Consider the following 543-nt stretch of genomic DNA (forward strand, 5'->3'; position numbering starts at 1 on the left):
AGTAATCTGTGGTAGTCATAACCTTCAGTGACGGTTTCGACAGCGGAATGTGGACTTTGTGGCGACGAATTTTGCCTTATCTATCTGGCCGGAGTTAACTCTCCGATCTTATCGACATCGGGCTTTTCCATAAGAGAAAGAAACTGACGAGCGTAAGCTGACAGGGATTCAACATAACGACGTTGTCCTTCTGCATAAAGGGTGTCAAACGCAAGTGACGATTTTCCCGACCCTGATAGTCCTGTGATAACAATTAATTTGTCACGAGGAATGGTTAGGTGGACGTCTTTTAGGTTGTGCGTACGAGCGCCCCTTATTTCTATTTTATCCATCTCAATAGACCGTGTAATTTTCAGTGGCTAAAGTATTACATAGAGTGAGATTTGTGCAAAGTTTTACTGGATAAAAAAACAGTAAACAAAAAGGGTGACTCAAAGAGTCACCCTTTTATAATTCGAAACGCTATGTATTACACCAGTAGTTATGCTTCTTTCTTTGTTGAGTGTTTACCTAACTCGATTTGCTTCTGGTCTTTCTTGTATA

1 pseudogene is annotated in these 543 nt (G+C 40.7%); it reads right to left on the reverse strand.

From position 1 onward, the window contains the following. Positions 1-332 (reverse strand): annotated as a pseudogene (locus GMA8713_RS26420) (excinuclease ABC subunit UvrA); the annotation flags it as partial. Between the last annotated feature and the right edge of the window lie 211 nt (positions 333-543).

Source organism: Grimontia marina (assembly GCF_900060185.1).
In the GTDB taxonomy this organism is placed as follows: domain Bacteria; phylum Pseudomonadota; class Gammaproteobacteria; order Enterobacterales; family Vibrionaceae; genus Enterovibrio; species Enterovibrio marinus.